Consider the following 14,738-nt stretch of genomic DNA (forward strand, 5'->3'; position numbering starts at 1 on the left):
GGGACCTGCTCCTCCTCAGCGTTTGATATCGGCCCGTGCGTGACGCTGGACGGTCCTGTAGACCGTAGATCGCGCGACGTTGAACAGCTCGGCGAGCTCAGTTGTGGTGTGAGCGCCGGCGTGGTGGAGCTCCATCAGATGGCGTTGCTGCGGAACGAAAAGTTTTGGTTGTTTGCCGCGAAGGCGGCCCTTGGCTTTCGCTACCTGCATGCCTTCACGAGTTCGAGCTCGGATCAGGTCGGATTCAAATTCAGCGACCATTGCGAGCACGTTGAACAGCAGTCGTCCCAACAGGGTCAAGTGGGTCGTGCACGGAGCCTCCGATGCTGAGTTTGACGTGCTTGGCGGTGAGCTCGTCGACGATGTCCTTCGCGTCGCGGAGTGATCGTGCCAGCCGGTCGAGCTTCGCAACGACGAGGGTGTCGCCGTTTCGGCAGGCGGCGAGGGCTTCGCGAAGTCCCGGTCGGGTGCGGTTGGTTCCTGAAAGCCCGTGGTCGGTGAAGATGTACTCGGGGTCGACGCCGAGTCGCTCGAGGGCGATCCGTTGTGCGGTGAAGTCTTGTTCGTATGTGGACACGCGTGCGTATCCGATCAGTAATGCGTTCATGCGCGAAGCCTCGTCCCGGACTCGTCGCTCCTACGAACGGACGCCCGGTCCGCGGCATCCGCTGCCGGTGCTCGGCGTCGACTCAGTCGCCCCTGACCTTGACGATCCACTGATCGCCCTCGACGTTCACGAGCACCCCGCTCACGCGCTCGCCGTCGCGCACGGCCGTGAAGGCGAACGGCGTCAGCTCGCCGTCGCCCGTCAGCGAGGTGTCGCTGCTGAACACGGCCTCGTGCAGGCCGATCGAGTCGAACGCGGCAGCGCGCGCGTTCGCATCGTGCATGCCCGAGAGCGACCACGTCATCGCCACGAACGCGAGCGCCCCGACGAGGAAGGCGGCGTACCCGCCCTCGCGCATGGGCTTGGCTCGGCGCCGGGTGCCGATCACCGACAGGACGATGCCGATCAGCACGAGCACGATCGGGATCGCGAGCGGCCACGGGTTCCAGGGTTCGATGGTCACGGGCATGGTGTCATCCGGTCTTGGTCCAGTCGAGGTTGATCTCGTCGCCGATGTAGACGTTCTCGCCGAAATCGTGGATCTGCGGGTTCATGCGCAGCAACTGCTGCTGCGGCAGGTCGAATCGCTGGGCGATGTCGAAGAAGCTGTCGCCGGCGACCACCACGTAGTTGATCGGCATGCCCGACTCGTCGAGCACCGGCGTGCCCGTGGCGCCGTCGCGGCTGCCCTGATCGGAGGCCGGGCCGGGCTCCACCGGGGGAGCGGGATCGTTGGGCACGGGTTCGGGCGCGTCGGGCTCGGGCGCGGGCGGCTCGGCGATCTCGGTCGGCGTCGGCGTAGGTGTGGGCGTCGGCGTCTCGGTGACGGCCACGGTCTCGGTGACCGCGACCGTGACGGTCGCGGGCGCGGCGACCGGCTGCGGTGCGCAGGCGCTGAGCGCCAGGCCCGTCGCGATCACGAGAATGCCCGCGCCCGTGGCGATGGCTGCCGTCGCGGATGCCGCGTGCCGCCGTCTGCCCGTCGTGCCTGACCCCACCCGTGCCTCCTGTCGACGTGCTGAACGGCGCCCCGTCGTCGGGCGCCGTTCGACTCAGCCTCACGGATCGGCCGCATCCGCGCAAGGGCTTTCCTCGCGCGATTCGGGATTCCGGCGATCCGGAACGGATGTCGGCCGTGCGTGGCAGCATGAAGAGGTGACCACGTCTTCGCCGGCCATGATCGGCCGGGACGCCGATCTCGCCGGGCTCCTCACCCACCTCGACGAGGTGCGCTCCGGCGCGCCGTTCACCGTGATCATCGGCGGCGAGGCCGGCATCGGCAAGACGCGCCTCGTGCGCGAGTTCGCCCGGCGCATCGACGGCGAGGCGCGCTTCGTCGTCGGGCAGTGCGTCGACCTCGGCACGGTGGCCGCACCCTATGCCCCGGTCAAGTCGGCCCTGCGCGCGCTCGTCGTCGACGAGGGCGCCGAGCGCGTGCTCGAGGCGGTCGGCCCCGGGCGGGCGGCACTCGTCGCGCTCCTGCCCGAGCTCGCGGCATCCGCGGGTCTCGGTGGCGACGACGCGGGTGCGAACGACGGCGACGGCGCCGGTGGCGCGCGGCCGGCCGGCACGCCCGTGCGCGGCGACGCGGCGAGCAGCCAGCTGCACGAGGCCATCGCCGTGCTGCTCGAGACGCTCTCGCGCGAGCAGCCCATCGTCTTCGTCATCGAAGACCTGCACTGGATCGACGCGGCCAGCCTCGCCCTGCTGCGGTTCCTCATGCGCGCACTGGGCTCGAGTCGGGTGCTCACGGTGCTCACCTACCGCAGCGAAGACGTCACGCGCGGGCACCCGGTGCGGGCGTTCCTCGCCGAGGCCGATCGCGACCGGTGGGTCGAACGGCACGAGCTCGCCCGGCTGAGCCCAGATGACGCCGTGGCGATGGTCGCATCCCTGCGGCCCGAGACGGCGACCGCGCAGCGAGGCGTCGAGGCGGTCGTGCGCCGCAGCGACGGGGTGCCGTTCCTCATCGAGGAGCTCATCGGACTCGACGGCTGCAGCGACGACTCCGAGGTGCCCGAGACGCTGCGCGACCTGCTGCTGGCCAGATACGAGCGGCTCGCCGAACCGACGCAGAGCCTGCTGCGCCTGCTCTCCATCGGCGGCGTTCGCGTGCCGCATGCACTGCTCGTCGCGGTGCGCGAGGGCGAGGCGAACGACTTCGACCTCGACGCCGCGGCCCGCGAGGCCGTGCTCGGCGGCGTGCTCACCATCGAGGGCGACGACTACGCGTTCCGGCACGCCCTCGTGCGCGAGGCGATCCAGGCCGACCTGCTCCCGGGCGAACGGGCGCGGTTCCACGCGCGCTACGCGGCCGCCTACGAGACTGCGGCGCAGGGGTCGAGGCGGTTGGCCGCCGAGATCTCCTACCACTGGCTCGGCGCCAACGACGCGGTGCGGGCCTTCCCGGCCACGCTCAGGGCGATGGCCGAGGCCAGGGCCGCCGCCGCGTACGCGTCCGCCGCCCAGCTCGGCGAACGCGCGATCGGACTCTGGCATGTGGTGCCCGATCCCGAGACCACGGCGGGCATGAGCAAGCTCGAGCTCATGGGCCGCACGGCGTCCTACCTGCGCAACGCGGGCGAGGCCGAACGCGGTCTCTCGCTCATCAGGGCTGCGCTGCAGGAATGCCCGCCAGACGACCCGCAGTATCCCCGCCTGCTGCGCGACACCGGCATGCACCTCGCGAACGTCGGCCGGCCGGGGTCCATCCCGCTGCTCGAGCAGGCGCTCGAGGCCCTCGGCGACGAGGGTTCCGACGACCTGCGCGCCACCGTGCTCATCGCGCTCTCGGGCCGGCTCATGATCGAGTCGAGGCTCGACGAGGCGAGCAGGGTCGCCGACGAGGCGCTCGCCGTCTCCGAACGCCTGGGCAGCACCCGCTACGCCTCGACCGCGACGAACATCGCCGGCATCAGCCGGGCGAACAACGGCGACGTCGAGGGCGGGCTCGCGCTGCTCGACCGATCGGGCGAGCTCGCCGAGGGCGATCCGGCGACGCGGCTGCGCTACTGGGTCAACGCCTCCGACATGCAGTACCTCATCGGCAACTTCGACGAGGCCGTGCGCCTCGCCGAGCAGGGCCTCGAGCAGGCCAGGCGGCTCGGGCTCGAGCGCAGCTCCGGCGTGATCCTCGCCTCCAACGCGGTCGACCCGCTGCTCGCCCTCGGCGAGTGGCAGCGCGCCGACGTGCTCACGGAACGAGCGCTCGCGCTCGATCCGCCCATGCCGTTCACCGTCTACCTGAACCGTGCTCGCATCTGGAGCCTGCTCTGGCGTGGCGAGCTCGACCGCGCCGTCGCGCTCTACCGCGCGATCCGCCCGTCGGTTGCACGGGTCATGGCCGCCGAGATGCAGACCAAGCTCGGCATCGGCCGGCTGGGGGCCGAGCTCGACCTCGCCCTCGGCGACCTCGACGGAGCCTGGCGCGAGGTGCTCGAGATGCTCGACGACCCGCGGGCACTGCCGCCGGGCTACGCGCTGCCGTTCCTCTGGGTCGCCGGCCGGGTCATCGCCGCCGCGCGGGGCCGCGTCGCCGATGCTGCCGCCGAGGCGCTCGACCGCGAGATCGATGCCGCCGTGCCGCGCGTGCTCGAGCTCTTCGATCGCCTCTCGTTCTGGCCGACGGCCGCGTTGTGGCGCGCGTTCTTCGACGCCGAACTCGCCACCGCGGGAGGTGCGAACGCCTCGGGCTCGGCCGAGGCGTCGGGCTCGTCGGGTTCGCAGGGTGGGTCCGGCTCACCGGGTGCGTCCGGCTCGCAGGGCTCGTCCTCCGGTCGTGCTCCCGGAACGGATGCCGCGGCCTGGGCCGAGGCCATCCGCCTCGCCGCCCTGCCGAACGCCGCCGGATACCTCGGCGCCTACGCCCGGCTCCGCAGGGCCGAGGCCGAACTCGCGGTCGGCGATCGCCAATCGGCACGGGCCACCCTCCAAGACGCGCACGAGCACGCGCTCGCCGGCGGGGTCACCGCCGTCGCCGACCGGGTCGAGCGCGTCGCCGCCGTCGCCGGCATCGCGCTCGAGGGCGTGGGCGGCGGGGCGGCCGTTCGCACCGCGGCATCCGCTCGCGAAGCCGATGCGCCCGCCGGCATCGCCGACTCGCCGACCTCCGACGCCGTCGAGGTCGCGGCCGGCGTCGACGAGCTGACGGCGCGCGAACGGCAGGTGCTCGAGCTCATCGCCGAGGGGCTCAGCAACCGGCAGATCGGCGAGCGGCTCTACATCAGCGGCAAGACCGCGAGCGTGCACGTCTCCGCGATCCTGCGCAAGCTCGGCGCGTCCACCCGCACCGAGGCCGCGTACCGCGCGGGGGCCTTGCGCTGAGTCGTATCCGCGCCTGCGCACGCGCTGGAGCCCGTCTGCGCTCGCGCCACGACCCTTTGCCGCCGCCACGCCCATCAGGCCCTGTCGAGAAGCGTGGCCGTTCCGGCAAAAGGCCGTGGCGCGTCAGGGGCGGCCCCCAGAAGCGGCACGTGGCGCGGGCGACGCGCGGCTCGAGGCATCCACGCCTCGAATCGCGCTGTGAACTCGCTGCGGACGGGCCGACCCCTGCCCGCGCGGGCGTAGCGTGAGAGGTGACTGAAGCATCCGTTCCCAGACCTGCCCGGAGGCACCATGACCACGCTCGACGAGATCCCCTTCGAGACCATGGACGGCGGCACCGCATCGCTCGCCGACTACGAGGGCAAGGCCGTGATGATCGTGAACGTCGCGTCGCGCTGCGGCCTCGCGCCGCAGTACGAGAAGCTCGAGGCGCTGCAGAAGCAGTACGGCGATCGGGGGTTCACGGTCATCGGGTTCCCGAGCAACCAGTTCCTCCAAGAGCTCTCGACGAACGACGCCGTCAAGGAGTACTGCTCGACCACGTGGGGCATCACCTTCCCGATCGTCGATCGCGTGCGCGTGAACGGCAAGAAGGCGCATCCGCTCTACACCGAGCTTAAGCAGACTCCGGATGCCTCCGGCAAGGCCGGCCGGGTCACCTGGAACTTCGAGAAGTTCCTCGTCGGCGCCGACCGCAGCGTGCACCGGTTCCGCCCGCAGACCGAGCCCGATGCCCCCGAGGTCATCGAGGCGATCGAGGCGGCGCTGCCCGCTTCGGTGTAGGCGGCGCCGGCCGGGAAGGCCGACGCACGGGGAGCCGGCCGGCCGCCGCCGCGTCCGCGTCGAGGTGCAGGAAATCGGGCGCCATGTCGTCCCGCAGCGGGTGTTCTGTCTCGGGACATCGGTGATCGCGCTCATTCTTCTGCACGGCGAACCCGAATGGGCGGCCAGGCGGGTGAGCGGCGCGGGCGCGGCCCCGGTCAGCCGCGCGTGGCGCCGCGGAACTCGGGCGTCGTCCAGACCTCGGCGAGGCGCACGACCGTGGCCGCCGCGGCGGCCATCTCCTGCACCGACGCCCACTCGCGCACCGAGTGGAACTCGTGCCCGCCCGTGAACAGGTTCGGCGTCGGCAGGCCCATGGCGCTCAGCTGAGATCCGTCGGTGCCACCGCGCACGGCCGACCTGAGGGGCGTGAGCCCCTCGGCGCGGATCGCCAGCTCCGCGGCATCCGTCACCTGCGGGAACTCGTCGACGTAGCTGCGCATGTTGGGGTACTGCGGGGTGATCACGACGGTGGCGCGGGCGCGGGGCTCTCGGGCGACGACCTCCTCGACGGTGCGCCGCAGCAGGGCGCCGTGCTCGGCGAGCAGCTCGTCGTCGAAGTCGCGCAGGATCGTGCGGATCACGGCGTGCGCCGCGCCGCCCTGCACCTCGTAGACGTGGATGAAGCCCTCGCGGTCGGCGGTGCGCTCCGGCGTGCGGTCGTCCGGCAGCGCGGCGACGATCTCGGCCGCGATGCGGGCCGCATTGACGAGCTTGCCGGTCGCGAAGCCGGGGTGCACCTCGTGGCCCTCGATCGTGACGATGCCCTCGGCGCCCGAGAAGGTCTCGTCCTGCAGCTCACCGAGCTCGGATCCGTCGACCGTGTACGCGCAGAGCGCGCCGAACCCGTCGACGTCGAACCGGTGCGCGCCCTTGCCGATCTCCTCATCGGGCGTGAACGCGAGGCGCAGCGTCGGCCGGGGCAGGTCGGGGTTGGCGACGAGATGCGCGACCGCCGTGAGGATCGCGGAGACGCCCGCCTTGTCGTCGGCGCCCAGCAGGGTGTCGCCCGAGCTCGTGACGAGGTCGTGCCCGACGTGGTCGCGCAGGTCGGGCATGTGCTCGGGGTCGAGGGTCGTGCCCCCGCGCGGCAGCTCGATGACGCCGCCCCCGTAGGCGCGGTGCACGAGGGGCTCGACGCCGTCGCCCGGTGCGTCGGGGCTGGTGTCCATGTGCGCGATGAGCCCGATGACGGGCACGGGCGCGTCGGCGGGGTCGATCGTCGCGGGCAGGGTCGCGTACACGTAGCCATGCTCGTCGAGGCGGGCGTCGTCGAGCCCGAGCGCGAGCAGGTCGTCGACGAGCACGCGCGCGAGGTCGAGCTGACGCGCCGAGCTCGGCCAGGTTTCGCTGTCGCGATCGGACTGCGTGCCGACGCGCACGTAGCGGTCGAAGCGCTCGAGCAGCTCGGCGGCGAGCGATTCGGCGAGGTTGGAGGTGTACGGAGCGGGCGTTGCGTCGGCCATCGTTCCAGCCTGCCACAGCGACCCGAGGCCGGCGGATGCCGCGGGGCGGCCGATGCCGGCAGGGCGACGGATGCCTCGGGCGCGCGCCCTCTCGTCAGGGCTGTTCGGGCTCGGTCTCGTCGTCGTGCACGTGCGCCTTCTCGCCGGGCGAGATCGGCAACCCCCACCGCCGGCAGTAGTCGGCCTTCAGCTCGTCGTAGCGCTCATGGGAGACGTGGTGATCGTGGTGCTCTGGCTCGTGCATGTCGCTCCCGGTCCGTCGCTGAGGGTGCTGTCGATTCTCCTTCATCGGCCGCGCAGATCATAGGGCGGATGCCTCAGAGCAGCGGATGCCGCGGTGCAGCGGATGCCCCGGAACGGCGGATGCCCCGAGCAGACGGATGCCTCGAGGGCATGTGCACCCCGAGGCATCCGCTCGCTCCATGGTCGCGGCGGTCAGCAGCGCCGCGACCAGGATTCAGGAGGCCGTCACTTCGTGACCTTCACCGTGATGGGCGCGCTCGTCGTGGCGCCGGCCGCGTTGCGGAACTCGACCGTGTACTCGTACGAGCCCTTGGCCTTGCCCTTCACGTCGAGCGTCACGCGCTGCGCCCCTGGCGTCGCGGCCGTGAGCGTGCCCTCGTCGACGATCTCGCCGTTCTCGAGGAACGCGTACGAGGTCGCGTTCTGGCCCCACCACAGGTTGGCGGCGATCTTGTAGCTGCCGTCGCCGTCCCAGTTGTCGTGGCTGAGCACGGGCGCGGCCGGGTTCGCGTCGCGCACCTCGACGGTGAGCGGCTTCGTCACCGTCGCGCCCTTCGAGTTCACGAGCTCGCCGACGAACTCGTAGCTGCCGTTGGCGAGGCCCCGCACCGCGGCGGTCGCCCGCTGCGCCTTCGGCGTCGCCGCGTCGAGCTGCTCGGTGTGCACGAGCTCGCCGTCGCGGTACAGGCGGAACAGGCTCGCGTTCTCGCCCCACCACAGGTTCATGGTGATGTCGAAGTCGCCGTCCTGCAGGCCGGTGTCCCATCCGTTGTTCGACGCGAGCACGCCGACCGCGGGAGCGGCCGTCGCCCCGTCGTCGGAGGCCGGGGCGCCCGGCTCCTCTGAGGGGTACATCCCGCGGAACAGCGGCGTCACCGAGACCGAGTCGACGGTCGCGGTGCCCTCGGTCGAGAACAGCGAGACGCCGGTCTGCGAGGCATCCGGGTAGATGAACTCCGAGAACGCCTGCTCGCCGCCGTTCACGAGCACCTCGACGGAGCCCGTGTCGACGAGGATGTCGAACGAGACCGTGCCGTCGATGAGGCGCACGGGCGTGCTCGACGGGGTGTTGAAGCGGTCCGACGGGATGAGCCCCGACTTCGACCGGTCGATGAACACCGAGTGCGTCGCCGCGTCGTAGCCGATACGGGTGCCCTTGCCGTCGGCGCCGCGCACCGTGATGCCCGACTGGCCGTCACCGGGCGTGAGCGTCATGCGGATGCGCTGCTGCACGCCGGATGCCTCGGGCACGGCGGTCTCGCCGGAGACCTCGACGCCCTCGCGCGAGACGGCGAACGCGTGCTTCTCGTAGTTCTCGAGCTGCTTCGCGAACGAGTGCACGATCATCGGCGTTCCGTCGACCGTCTCGAGGGCGAGCTCGCGCGGCATCGTGAAGCTGCCGCGCCACGGCGAGGTCGGGGCCGAGAACGCCTGCCCCATCCAGCCGACGAAGAGGCGTTCGCCGTTCGGGTTCTCGTTGGGGTTGAAGCTGCTCGCGGCGTAGTTGTCGGCGCCGAAGTCGAGACGGCGTGTGTCGAGGCGCACGACGGGGGCGACCGCCGCGTCGTTCAGCATGAACTGGTCGGCCGTGATGTGACCCCAGCCGCCGCGGTTGTTGTCGAGCACCTCGATGCGGGCGGTGCGGCCGGCGAACTCCGATACGTCCCAGTGCTCCCAGTTCATCGCCTCGGTGTCGGCGCCCGTGCGGCCCTTGCCGGTCGTGCTGCGCACGGTCTCGCCGTCGACGACGAGGTTGATCGTCGTCTCGGTCGAGCGCGGCTGCGCCGGGGCATCCGCCGCGACCACGTCGTCGATCCAGATGGCGCCCCAGCCGCCGGCGTTGTCGTCGACCACGCGGAGCTGCGCGGTCGCGCCCCGATAGGCCGAGACGTCCCAGCTGCGCCAGTCGGTGAGGTGGTTGCGCTTGCCGGTCTCGCTCTTCACGACCTCGCCGTCGATGAGGAGCTGCACCGCGAGCTGGGCACCGTCGCCGCCGCCGACCTTGAGGTCGATGTAGGGCGAGGTGATCTCGAACTCGGGCGAGGTCAGCGTGCCCTTGCGGGCGTCGGAGCCGTCGGGCGAGTAGAACGTGCTGAGGAACCCGGTGCCGCCGAAGCCCCATGCCACGTTCTCGCCGGTGTGCGGGGCGGCCGGCTGGTGCACGGGGTCGAGGTCTCCGGTTCCGGTCCACCCCTGGTCGGCGAGCGTCTCGCCGTCGGGGAGCTCGAAGTCGAAGATCGGAGTGCTGCCCGCGGGTGCGAGCCCGTTGCCGGTGCCCTCCTCGCGCGGGTGGTACCCGCCGCCCGCGAGGAAGTTGAGGTACGCGCGGTCGATCGTGAACTCCGGGGAGACCGCGCTGCCGATGGATGCGTCGGTGCCGAGGTAGCTGTTGACGTAGCCGGTGCCCGCGAATCCGGTGACGGCGTTCTGCTGCGGCAGCGTGCCGGTCGCCGGTGCCGCACCGAAGGGTCCGCCGGCGGTGCTGAGCGGGTCGTTCTCGATCTGCCAGCCGTCGTAGTCGCCGCCGTCGAAGCCCCAGAGCGTGTCGCCCTCGGGGATCTCGGTGGCGGGCGCCGGGTCCTCGGTGAAGGTCGTGCCGTCGAAGTCGCCGACGAGGTACGACTGGCGCGAACCCTGCGTGCTCAGGGCGAGCACCCACTTCTGCTGCGACTCGTCGCCGTCGAGGGCGATCGGGTAGAGGTCGGGGCACTCCCAGAATCCGCCGAGCGACGCCGAGGTGAACACGCTGAGCTCGGTCCAGTGCTTGAGGTCGTCGGAGCGGTTGATGACCGCGCGGTTCGCGTCGGCCTCGACCGTGATCGACACCCAGTAGCCGGTCTCCTGGTCGCCGTACCAGAACACCTTCGGGTCGCGGTAGTCGCGCCGATTGCGGTCGTCGACGGGGTTGCCCTCGTACTTCGTCCACGTCTGGCCCTCGTCGAGGCTGTAGGCGAGCGACGTGGCCTCGCGGGCGCCGTAGATCGGGTGGTTGCGGTAGTCGCTCGTGTAGATCGCCACCATCGCCGGGTTGTCGGCCGTGCCGAAGCCGCTCGTGTTGTTCCAGTCGATGACCGTCGAGCCAGAGAAGATGAACTCCGTGTCGGTGTTCTCGATGGCCAGCGGCTGCTCGGTCCAGTTCACCAGGTCGGGCGAGGTGGCGTGGCCCCACGACATGTTGCCCCACTGATCGCCCGAGGGGTTGTGCTGGTAGAAGAGGTGGTAGACGCCCTTGTAGTAGATCATCCCGTTCGGGTCGTTGACCCAGTTCTTCGCGGGGGAGTAGTGCAGGGCCTGCCGGTACGGTTCCCCGCCCGGCGCCTCGGCGGCCGCGGCCGGGAGCTGCGCCCCGACCAGCGTCGTGCCGAGTGCGAGCGCCGCGACCATCGCGGTCGCCGTACGGCGTCTTGATATCGTCGTCATCGTGTGATTCGCCCTTCATTGCGCGGGTGCCGATGCCATGCTGACATCGTTGTCAATCGGTGATGGGCGCGATGCTACGCAGTGTCCGGCGGACAATGCAAGGGGCGGATGCCACGTGGCCGGACTCCGTCGTCGCGGTGGCGGATGCCGGGTGGCGGCGCTGCGTCGTCGCGGTGGCGGATGCCGCGTGGCGGCGCTGCGTCGTCGGGTGGGCGGATGCCGCGTGGCGGCGCTGCGTCGTCGGGTGGGCGGATGCCGCGTGGTCGAGGTGACGGACGGGGTCCGCGGAGGCAGCCGTTCCGAAATGTCGGAGAAATGGGGCTCTCGGGCGTTCAAGGCGAGGGATGGCGCTCGATCTCCTGCATTTCGTCCTGGTCGGGCCGGGCGCATCCGGCAGGGCGCGGCGGGCAGGACGCATCCGGCAAGGACATCCGGCATCCGTTCCTGCACGGACGACGGACGACGGACGACGGACGGCGGGCGGCGAGGGATGCCCCTCGTGGCGTGGGCGGCTCGCGCGGCGTCAGCTCGCGAGCACGGGCCCCTCCGAGGGGCGGCGCAGGAGCGCGCCCTCGCTCCGGACGGTGGCCGCGGCGATCGTCATGGCCTCCTCGAGGGCGGACGACCATGCGGCATCCGTCGCCGGCACGCCGTCGGTCGCGATGCGATGCACGATCGCCGAGAGCGTGGCGTCGCCGGCGCCCATCGTGTCGACGACGGGGCCCGACAGGTCGACGATGGCGGCTCCGACCTCGATCGAGCCGTGGTGCACGGTGGCGCCGTCGCGTCCGGCGGTGGCGAGCACGGCCGGGCCCCGGGCGTCGGCCGGCCCCGAGGCATCCGCACCGTGCAGCCGCGACACGAACGCCGAGAGCGGCGCGTCGAGCAGGAGCGCCGCGTCTTCGTCGCCGACCTTGACGAGGAGCGCCTCGCTCGCGAGCTGCTCGAAGCCGCGCAGGAAGGCCGTGCGGTCGCGCATCATGCCGGCCCGAGGATTGCCGTCGATGAAGAGCCGTTCGCGGGGGCGGCCGATGGCGGCGCGGAGTGCCGCGGACTGCTCGGCGTCGTCGAACGGGAAGCAGCTGACCACGACGAGGTCGGCGTCGTCGAGTGCGGCTCGAGCGGAGGAGTCGAACGTGAGCCGCCTCGCCTGCGCGGCGGCGTTGAACTCGTACCTCGGCTCACCGCCCTCGGTGCGGTCGGAGATCGCCCGCGAGGTTCCGAGCGGTGACGGGCTCGCGACGAGTCGCACCCGGTAGTCGTCGAGGTAGGCGCGGATGCGTCGCCCGGGCTCGTCGTCGCCGACCATCGCGAGCAGTGTCACCTCTTCGCCGAGGAGCGAGAGCCCGACGGCGACGTTGAGCGCGGCACCGCCGATGAATTCGCGCGTGCCCGACGGGCCGCGGAGCTCGTCGATGAGCGCGTCGCCGACGACGGCGATGCGCACTCGGCGCGGGGCATCCGTCGGCGATGGTGCGCTCGCGGCCTCGGATGCGCGTCCCGCCGTCATCGACCGCCGCCTCGCGGAGGGAGTTCGCCGCTGCCGCGCTCGATGAGGCGCGTCGGCACGATCGTGCGCTCCGCGGGGGACTCGTCGCCGTCGAGGCGGGCGAAGACGCGTTCGGCGGCGATGCGGCCGATCGCGTGCGGGTCCTGCGCGACGACCGTCACGCCAGGCTCGAGCAGGTCGCCGAGCGGCACGTCGTCGAAGCCGACGAGGGCGGTGTCGAGATGGCGACCGAGTTCGCGCAGTGCGCGGATGACGCCGATGGTCACGAGGTTCTGGGCGCTGAAGATCGCCGTGGGGGGTTCGTCGGCGTCGAAGAGGGCGAGCGTCGCCTGCTTCGCCGTCTGCTCGTCGTGGAGCCCCTCGATGATGGGCACCTCGCCCGTCGCGATGCCGGCGCGGCCGAGCTCGTCGAGGAAGCCGCGGCGTCGCTCCTGCGCGGTGCGGATGTCGCTGCGGTCGCCGAGATACGCGAGGCGCCGGTGCCCGTGGTCGACGAGATGCCGCGTCGCGAGCGCAGCACCGGCGGTGTTGTCGCTCACGACCGAGTCGGAGGAGATGCCGGCCGGCTCGCGGTCGACGAACACGACGGGCGTGCCTCGCCTGAGCTCGGGGGCGAGGTAGGCCTGGCTCTCGGACACCGTCGTCAGGATGAGCCCGTCGACCCGCCTGCGGAGGAAGGCCGACACGGCGGCCTGCTCGCGCTCTGGGTCGTCGTCGAGGCTCGAGGCGAAGACCGAGACGCCGCGGGTGAGGGCGGCGTCCTCGACGGCCCGGTGCACGGCGCCCGCGAACGGGTTGTCGACGCTGCCGACGAGCAGCCCGAGCGTGCGCGTGCGCCCGTCGGCGCGACGGAGGTTGCCCGCGTGCAGGTCGGGTTCGTAGTCGAGCGTGCGGGCGGCGGCGAGCACCTTCGCGATGGTCGCCGCCGAGACGTTCGGTTCGCCGTTGATGACCCGCGAGACGGTCTTCACGCCGACGCCCGCGAGCGTGGCGACATGGCGCATGGTCGGCCGGGCGCGGGAGCGGGCATCGCCCGAGACGAGATCGTCGGCCCGCGCCGCTGCGCGATCGGCTGACGCTGCGTCCGTTTCTGACAACGGTGTCACGATTCGATCTCCAATGTGCGGTGTGGGCTTGACTATACACAGCATGATCGACTAGACCTAACGCTGACATCGTTGTCAGGGTGGCAACGTTTCCCCCACACCAGAGGAGATTCACCGATGAATCACGCAGCACCCGGCACCGTCAGGCGCCGCCTCTTCGCCGCCGGCTCGCTCACGGCGGTCGCGGCACTCGCCTTCACCGGATGCGCCTCGTCGGGCGACGACGCATCCGGCGGGTCGGGCGACGGCGAGACGATCGGCGTCTCGCTCATCGTCAAGACCACGACCAACCCGTTCTTCGTCGCCATGCAGGAGGGCGCGAAGACCGCCGCCGAAGACCTCGGCGTCGAGCTGACGATGGCCGCCGGCAAGGAGGACGGCGACGAGGACACCCAGATCCAGGCCATCGAGAACGCGATCTCGAAGGGCGACGCGGGCATCCTCATCACCCCGAACGGGCCCGGCGTCGAAGACGCCCTCGTGAAGGCCCGCGACGCCGGCCTCTACGTCATCGCGCTCGACACGCCGCCCGGCGACCCCGAGGCCGTCGACATCACGTTCGCGACCGACAACTTCGAGGCCGGTCAGCACATCGGCGAGTGGACGGCCGCGAAGCTCGGCGGCGAGAAGGCGACCATCGCGATGGTCGACCTGTTCGACGACAAGATCGTCTCGGTCGACGTGCAGCGCGACCAGGGATTCCTCGACGGCATGGGCATCGACCTCGGTGACGACGCCGCCAACGGCGACGAGGCCGCGACGGGCAGCTACAGCGGCGGCGACTACGAGATCGTCGGCAACGAGGCATCCCAGGGTGCAGAGGACGGCGGTCGCACCGCGGCCGAGACGCTGCTCTCCAAGAACCCCGACATCAACGTCGTCTACACGATCAACGAGCCCGCGGCCTACGGCGCGTACGAGGCGTTCAAGGCGGCCGGCAAGACCGACGGCCTCATCGTGGTCTCGGTCGACGGCGGATGCGCCGGGGTCGACGCCGTGAAGCAGGGCATGATCAACGCGACGAGCCAGCAGTACCCGGTCAAGATGGCCGAGCTCGGCGTGCAGGCGATCTTCGACCTCGTCGAGACCGGCACCTCGCCCGAGGTCTCGGACGGCCTCGACTTCTTCAACACGGGCGTCGCGCTCGTCACCGACGACGCGCAGGACGGCGTCGAATCGATCGACACCGCCGAGGGCGGCGACATCTGCTGGGGCTGACCGCCACCAGCCGCATCGCGCGG

The 14,738-nt window shown here is 71.3% G+C and carries 11 protein-coding genes and 1 pseudogene; 4 read left to right on the forward strand and 8 right to left on the reverse strand.

Features of this window, described 5'->3' with window-relative positions:
- Window positions 1-15: 15 nt before the first annotated feature.
- From AC3IPY_RS00625 to AC3IPY_RS00635, 3 genes and pseudogenes are all read right to left on the reverse strand, one after another.
- Window positions 16-607, reverse strand: a pseudogene (locus tag AC3IPY_RS00625) (recombinase family protein).
- An 82-nt stretch (window positions 608-689) separates the two neighbouring features.
- Window positions 690-1,076 carry a hypothetical protein gene (locus tag AC3IPY_RS00630; RefSeq protein WP_489186064.1) on the reverse strand — a complete coding sequence of 129 codons (387 nt, stop codon included), beginning with the start codon at window positions 1,074-1,076 and terminating at the stop codon, window positions 690-692.
- Between the two features lie 4 nt (window positions 1,077-1,080).
- The gene (locus tag AC3IPY_RS00635; RefSeq protein WP_489186065.1) at window positions 1,081-1,605 is read right to left on the reverse strand and encodes a LysM peptidoglycan-binding domain-containing protein; all 525 of its coding nucleotides are present in this window, start codon (window positions 1,603-1,605) and stop codon (window positions 1,081-1,083) included.
- Window positions 1,606-1,762: 157 nt separating this feature from the next.
- Between AC3IPY_RS00635 and AC3IPY_RS00640 the strand changes: the two genes are divergently transcribed.
- On the forward strand, window positions 1,763-4,930 hold the full coding sequence (locus AC3IPY_RS00640) for a helix-turn-helix transcriptional regulator (RefSeq protein ID WP_489186066.1): 3,168 nt from the start codon (window positions 1,763-1,765) through the stop codon (window positions 4,928-4,930).
- Window positions 4,931-5,221: 291 nt separating this feature from the next.
- Window positions 5,222-5,713, forward strand: coding sequence for a glutathione peroxidase (locus AC3IPY_RS00645; protein WP_489186067.1), 492 nt, complete (start codon window positions 5,222-5,224; stop codon window positions 5,711-5,713).
- Between the two features lie 197 nt (window positions 5,714-5,910).
- On the opposite strand, the gene pepT is transcribed toward AC3IPY_RS00645, so the two are convergent.
- From pepT to AC3IPY_RS00660, 3 genes are all read right to left on the reverse strand, one after another.
- Window positions 5,911-7,218, reverse strand: coding sequence for a peptidase T (gene pepT, locus AC3IPY_RS00650; protein ID WP_489186068.1), 1,308 nt, complete (start codon window positions 7,216-7,218; stop codon window positions 5,911-5,913).
- A 94-nt stretch (window positions 7,219-7,312) separates the two neighbouring features.
- The gene (locus tag AC3IPY_RS00655; RefSeq protein WP_489186069.1) at window positions 7,313-7,462 is read right to left on the reverse strand and encodes a hypothetical protein; all 150 of its coding nucleotides are present in this window, start codon (window positions 7,460-7,462) and stop codon (window positions 7,313-7,315) included.
- A gap of 224 nt (window positions 7,463-7,686) precedes the next feature.
- Window positions 7,687-10,881 carry a GH32 C-terminal domain-containing protein gene (locus tag AC3IPY_RS00660; RefSeq protein WP_489186070.1) on the reverse strand — a complete coding sequence of 1,065 codons (3,195 nt, stop codon included), beginning with the start codon at window positions 10,879-10,881 and terminating at the stop codon, window positions 7,687-7,689.
- Between the two features lie 95 nt (window positions 10,882-10,976).
- On the opposite strand from AC3IPY_RS00660, the gene AC3IPY_RS00665 reads away from it, so the two are divergent.
- Entirely contained in the window at window positions 10,977-11,153 is a 177-nt protein-coding gene (locus AC3IPY_RS00665; protein WP_489186071.1) for a hypothetical protein, read from the forward strand.
- Between the two features lie 251 nt (window positions 11,154-11,404).
- On the opposite strand, the gene AC3IPY_RS00670 is transcribed toward AC3IPY_RS00665, so the two are convergent.
- Together AC3IPY_RS00670 and AC3IPY_RS00675 are read right to left on the reverse strand one after the other, a co-directional pair.
- Complete coding sequence (locus AC3IPY_RS00670; protein ID WP_489186072.1) at window positions 11,405-12,391, reverse strand: PfkB family carbohydrate kinase; 987 nt, start codon at window positions 12,389-12,391, stop codon at window positions 11,405-11,407.
- On the reverse strand, window positions 12,388-13,395 hold the full coding sequence (locus tag AC3IPY_RS00675; RefSeq protein ID WP_489188392.1) for a LacI family DNA-binding transcriptional regulator: 1,008 nt from the start codon (window positions 13,393-13,395) through the stop codon (window positions 12,388-12,390). The genes AC3IPY_RS00670 and AC3IPY_RS00675 overlap by 4 nt, the downstream gene beginning before the upstream one ends.
- Before the next feature lie 219 nt (window positions 13,396-13,614).
- Here AC3IPY_RS00675 and AC3IPY_RS00680 point away from each other — a divergent pair, with 219 nt between their 5' ends.
- Window positions 13,615-14,715 carry a substrate-binding domain-containing protein gene (locus AC3IPY_RS00680; protein ID WP_489186073.1) on the forward strand — a complete coding sequence of 367 codons (1,101 nt, stop codon included), beginning with the start codon at window positions 13,615-13,617 and terminating at the stop codon, window positions 14,713-14,715.
- Window positions 14,716-14,738 lie beyond the last annotated feature (23 nt).

Source organism: Agromyces sp. GL_144, assembly GCF_057834305.1.

Excerpts from the sequence above, each read along its gene's own strand:
- AC3IPY_RS00630 (WP_489186064.1), bottom strand. The coding sequence starts at position 1,076 with ATGCCCGTGACCATCGAACCCTGGAACCCGTGGCCGCTCGCGATCCCG.
- AC3IPY_RS00645 (WP_489186067.1), top strand. The coding sequence starts at position 5,222 with ATGACCACGCTCGACGAGATCCCCTTCGAGACCATGGACGGCGGCACC.
- pepT (WP_489186068.1), bottom strand. The coding sequence starts at position 7,218 with ATGGCCGACGCAACGCCCGCTCCGTACACCTCCAACCTCGCCGAATCG.
- AC3IPY_RS00655 (WP_489186069.1), bottom strand. The coding sequence starts at position 7,462 with ATGCACGAGCCAGAGCACCACGATCACCACGTCTCCCATGAGCGCTAC.
- AC3IPY_RS00660 (WP_489186070.1), bottom strand. The coding sequence starts at position 10,881 with ATGACGACGATATCAAGACGCCGTACGGCGACCGCGATGGTCGCGGCG.
- AC3IPY_RS00665 (WP_489186071.1), top strand. The coding sequence starts at position 10,977 with ATGCAAGGGGCGGATGCCACGTGGCCGGACTCCGTCGTCGCGGTGGCG.
- AC3IPY_RS00670 (WP_489186072.1), bottom strand. The coding sequence starts at position 12,391 with ATGACGGCGGGACGCGCATCCGAGGCCGCGAGCGCACCATCGCCGACG.
- AC3IPY_RS00675 (WP_489188392.1), bottom strand. The coding sequence starts at position 13,395 with ATGCGCCATGTCGCCACGCTCGCGGGCGTCGGCGTGAAGACCGTCTCG.
- AC3IPY_RS00680 (WP_489186073.1), top strand. The coding sequence starts at position 13,615 with ATGAATCACGCAGCACCCGGCACCGTCAGGCGCCGCCTCTTCGCCGCC.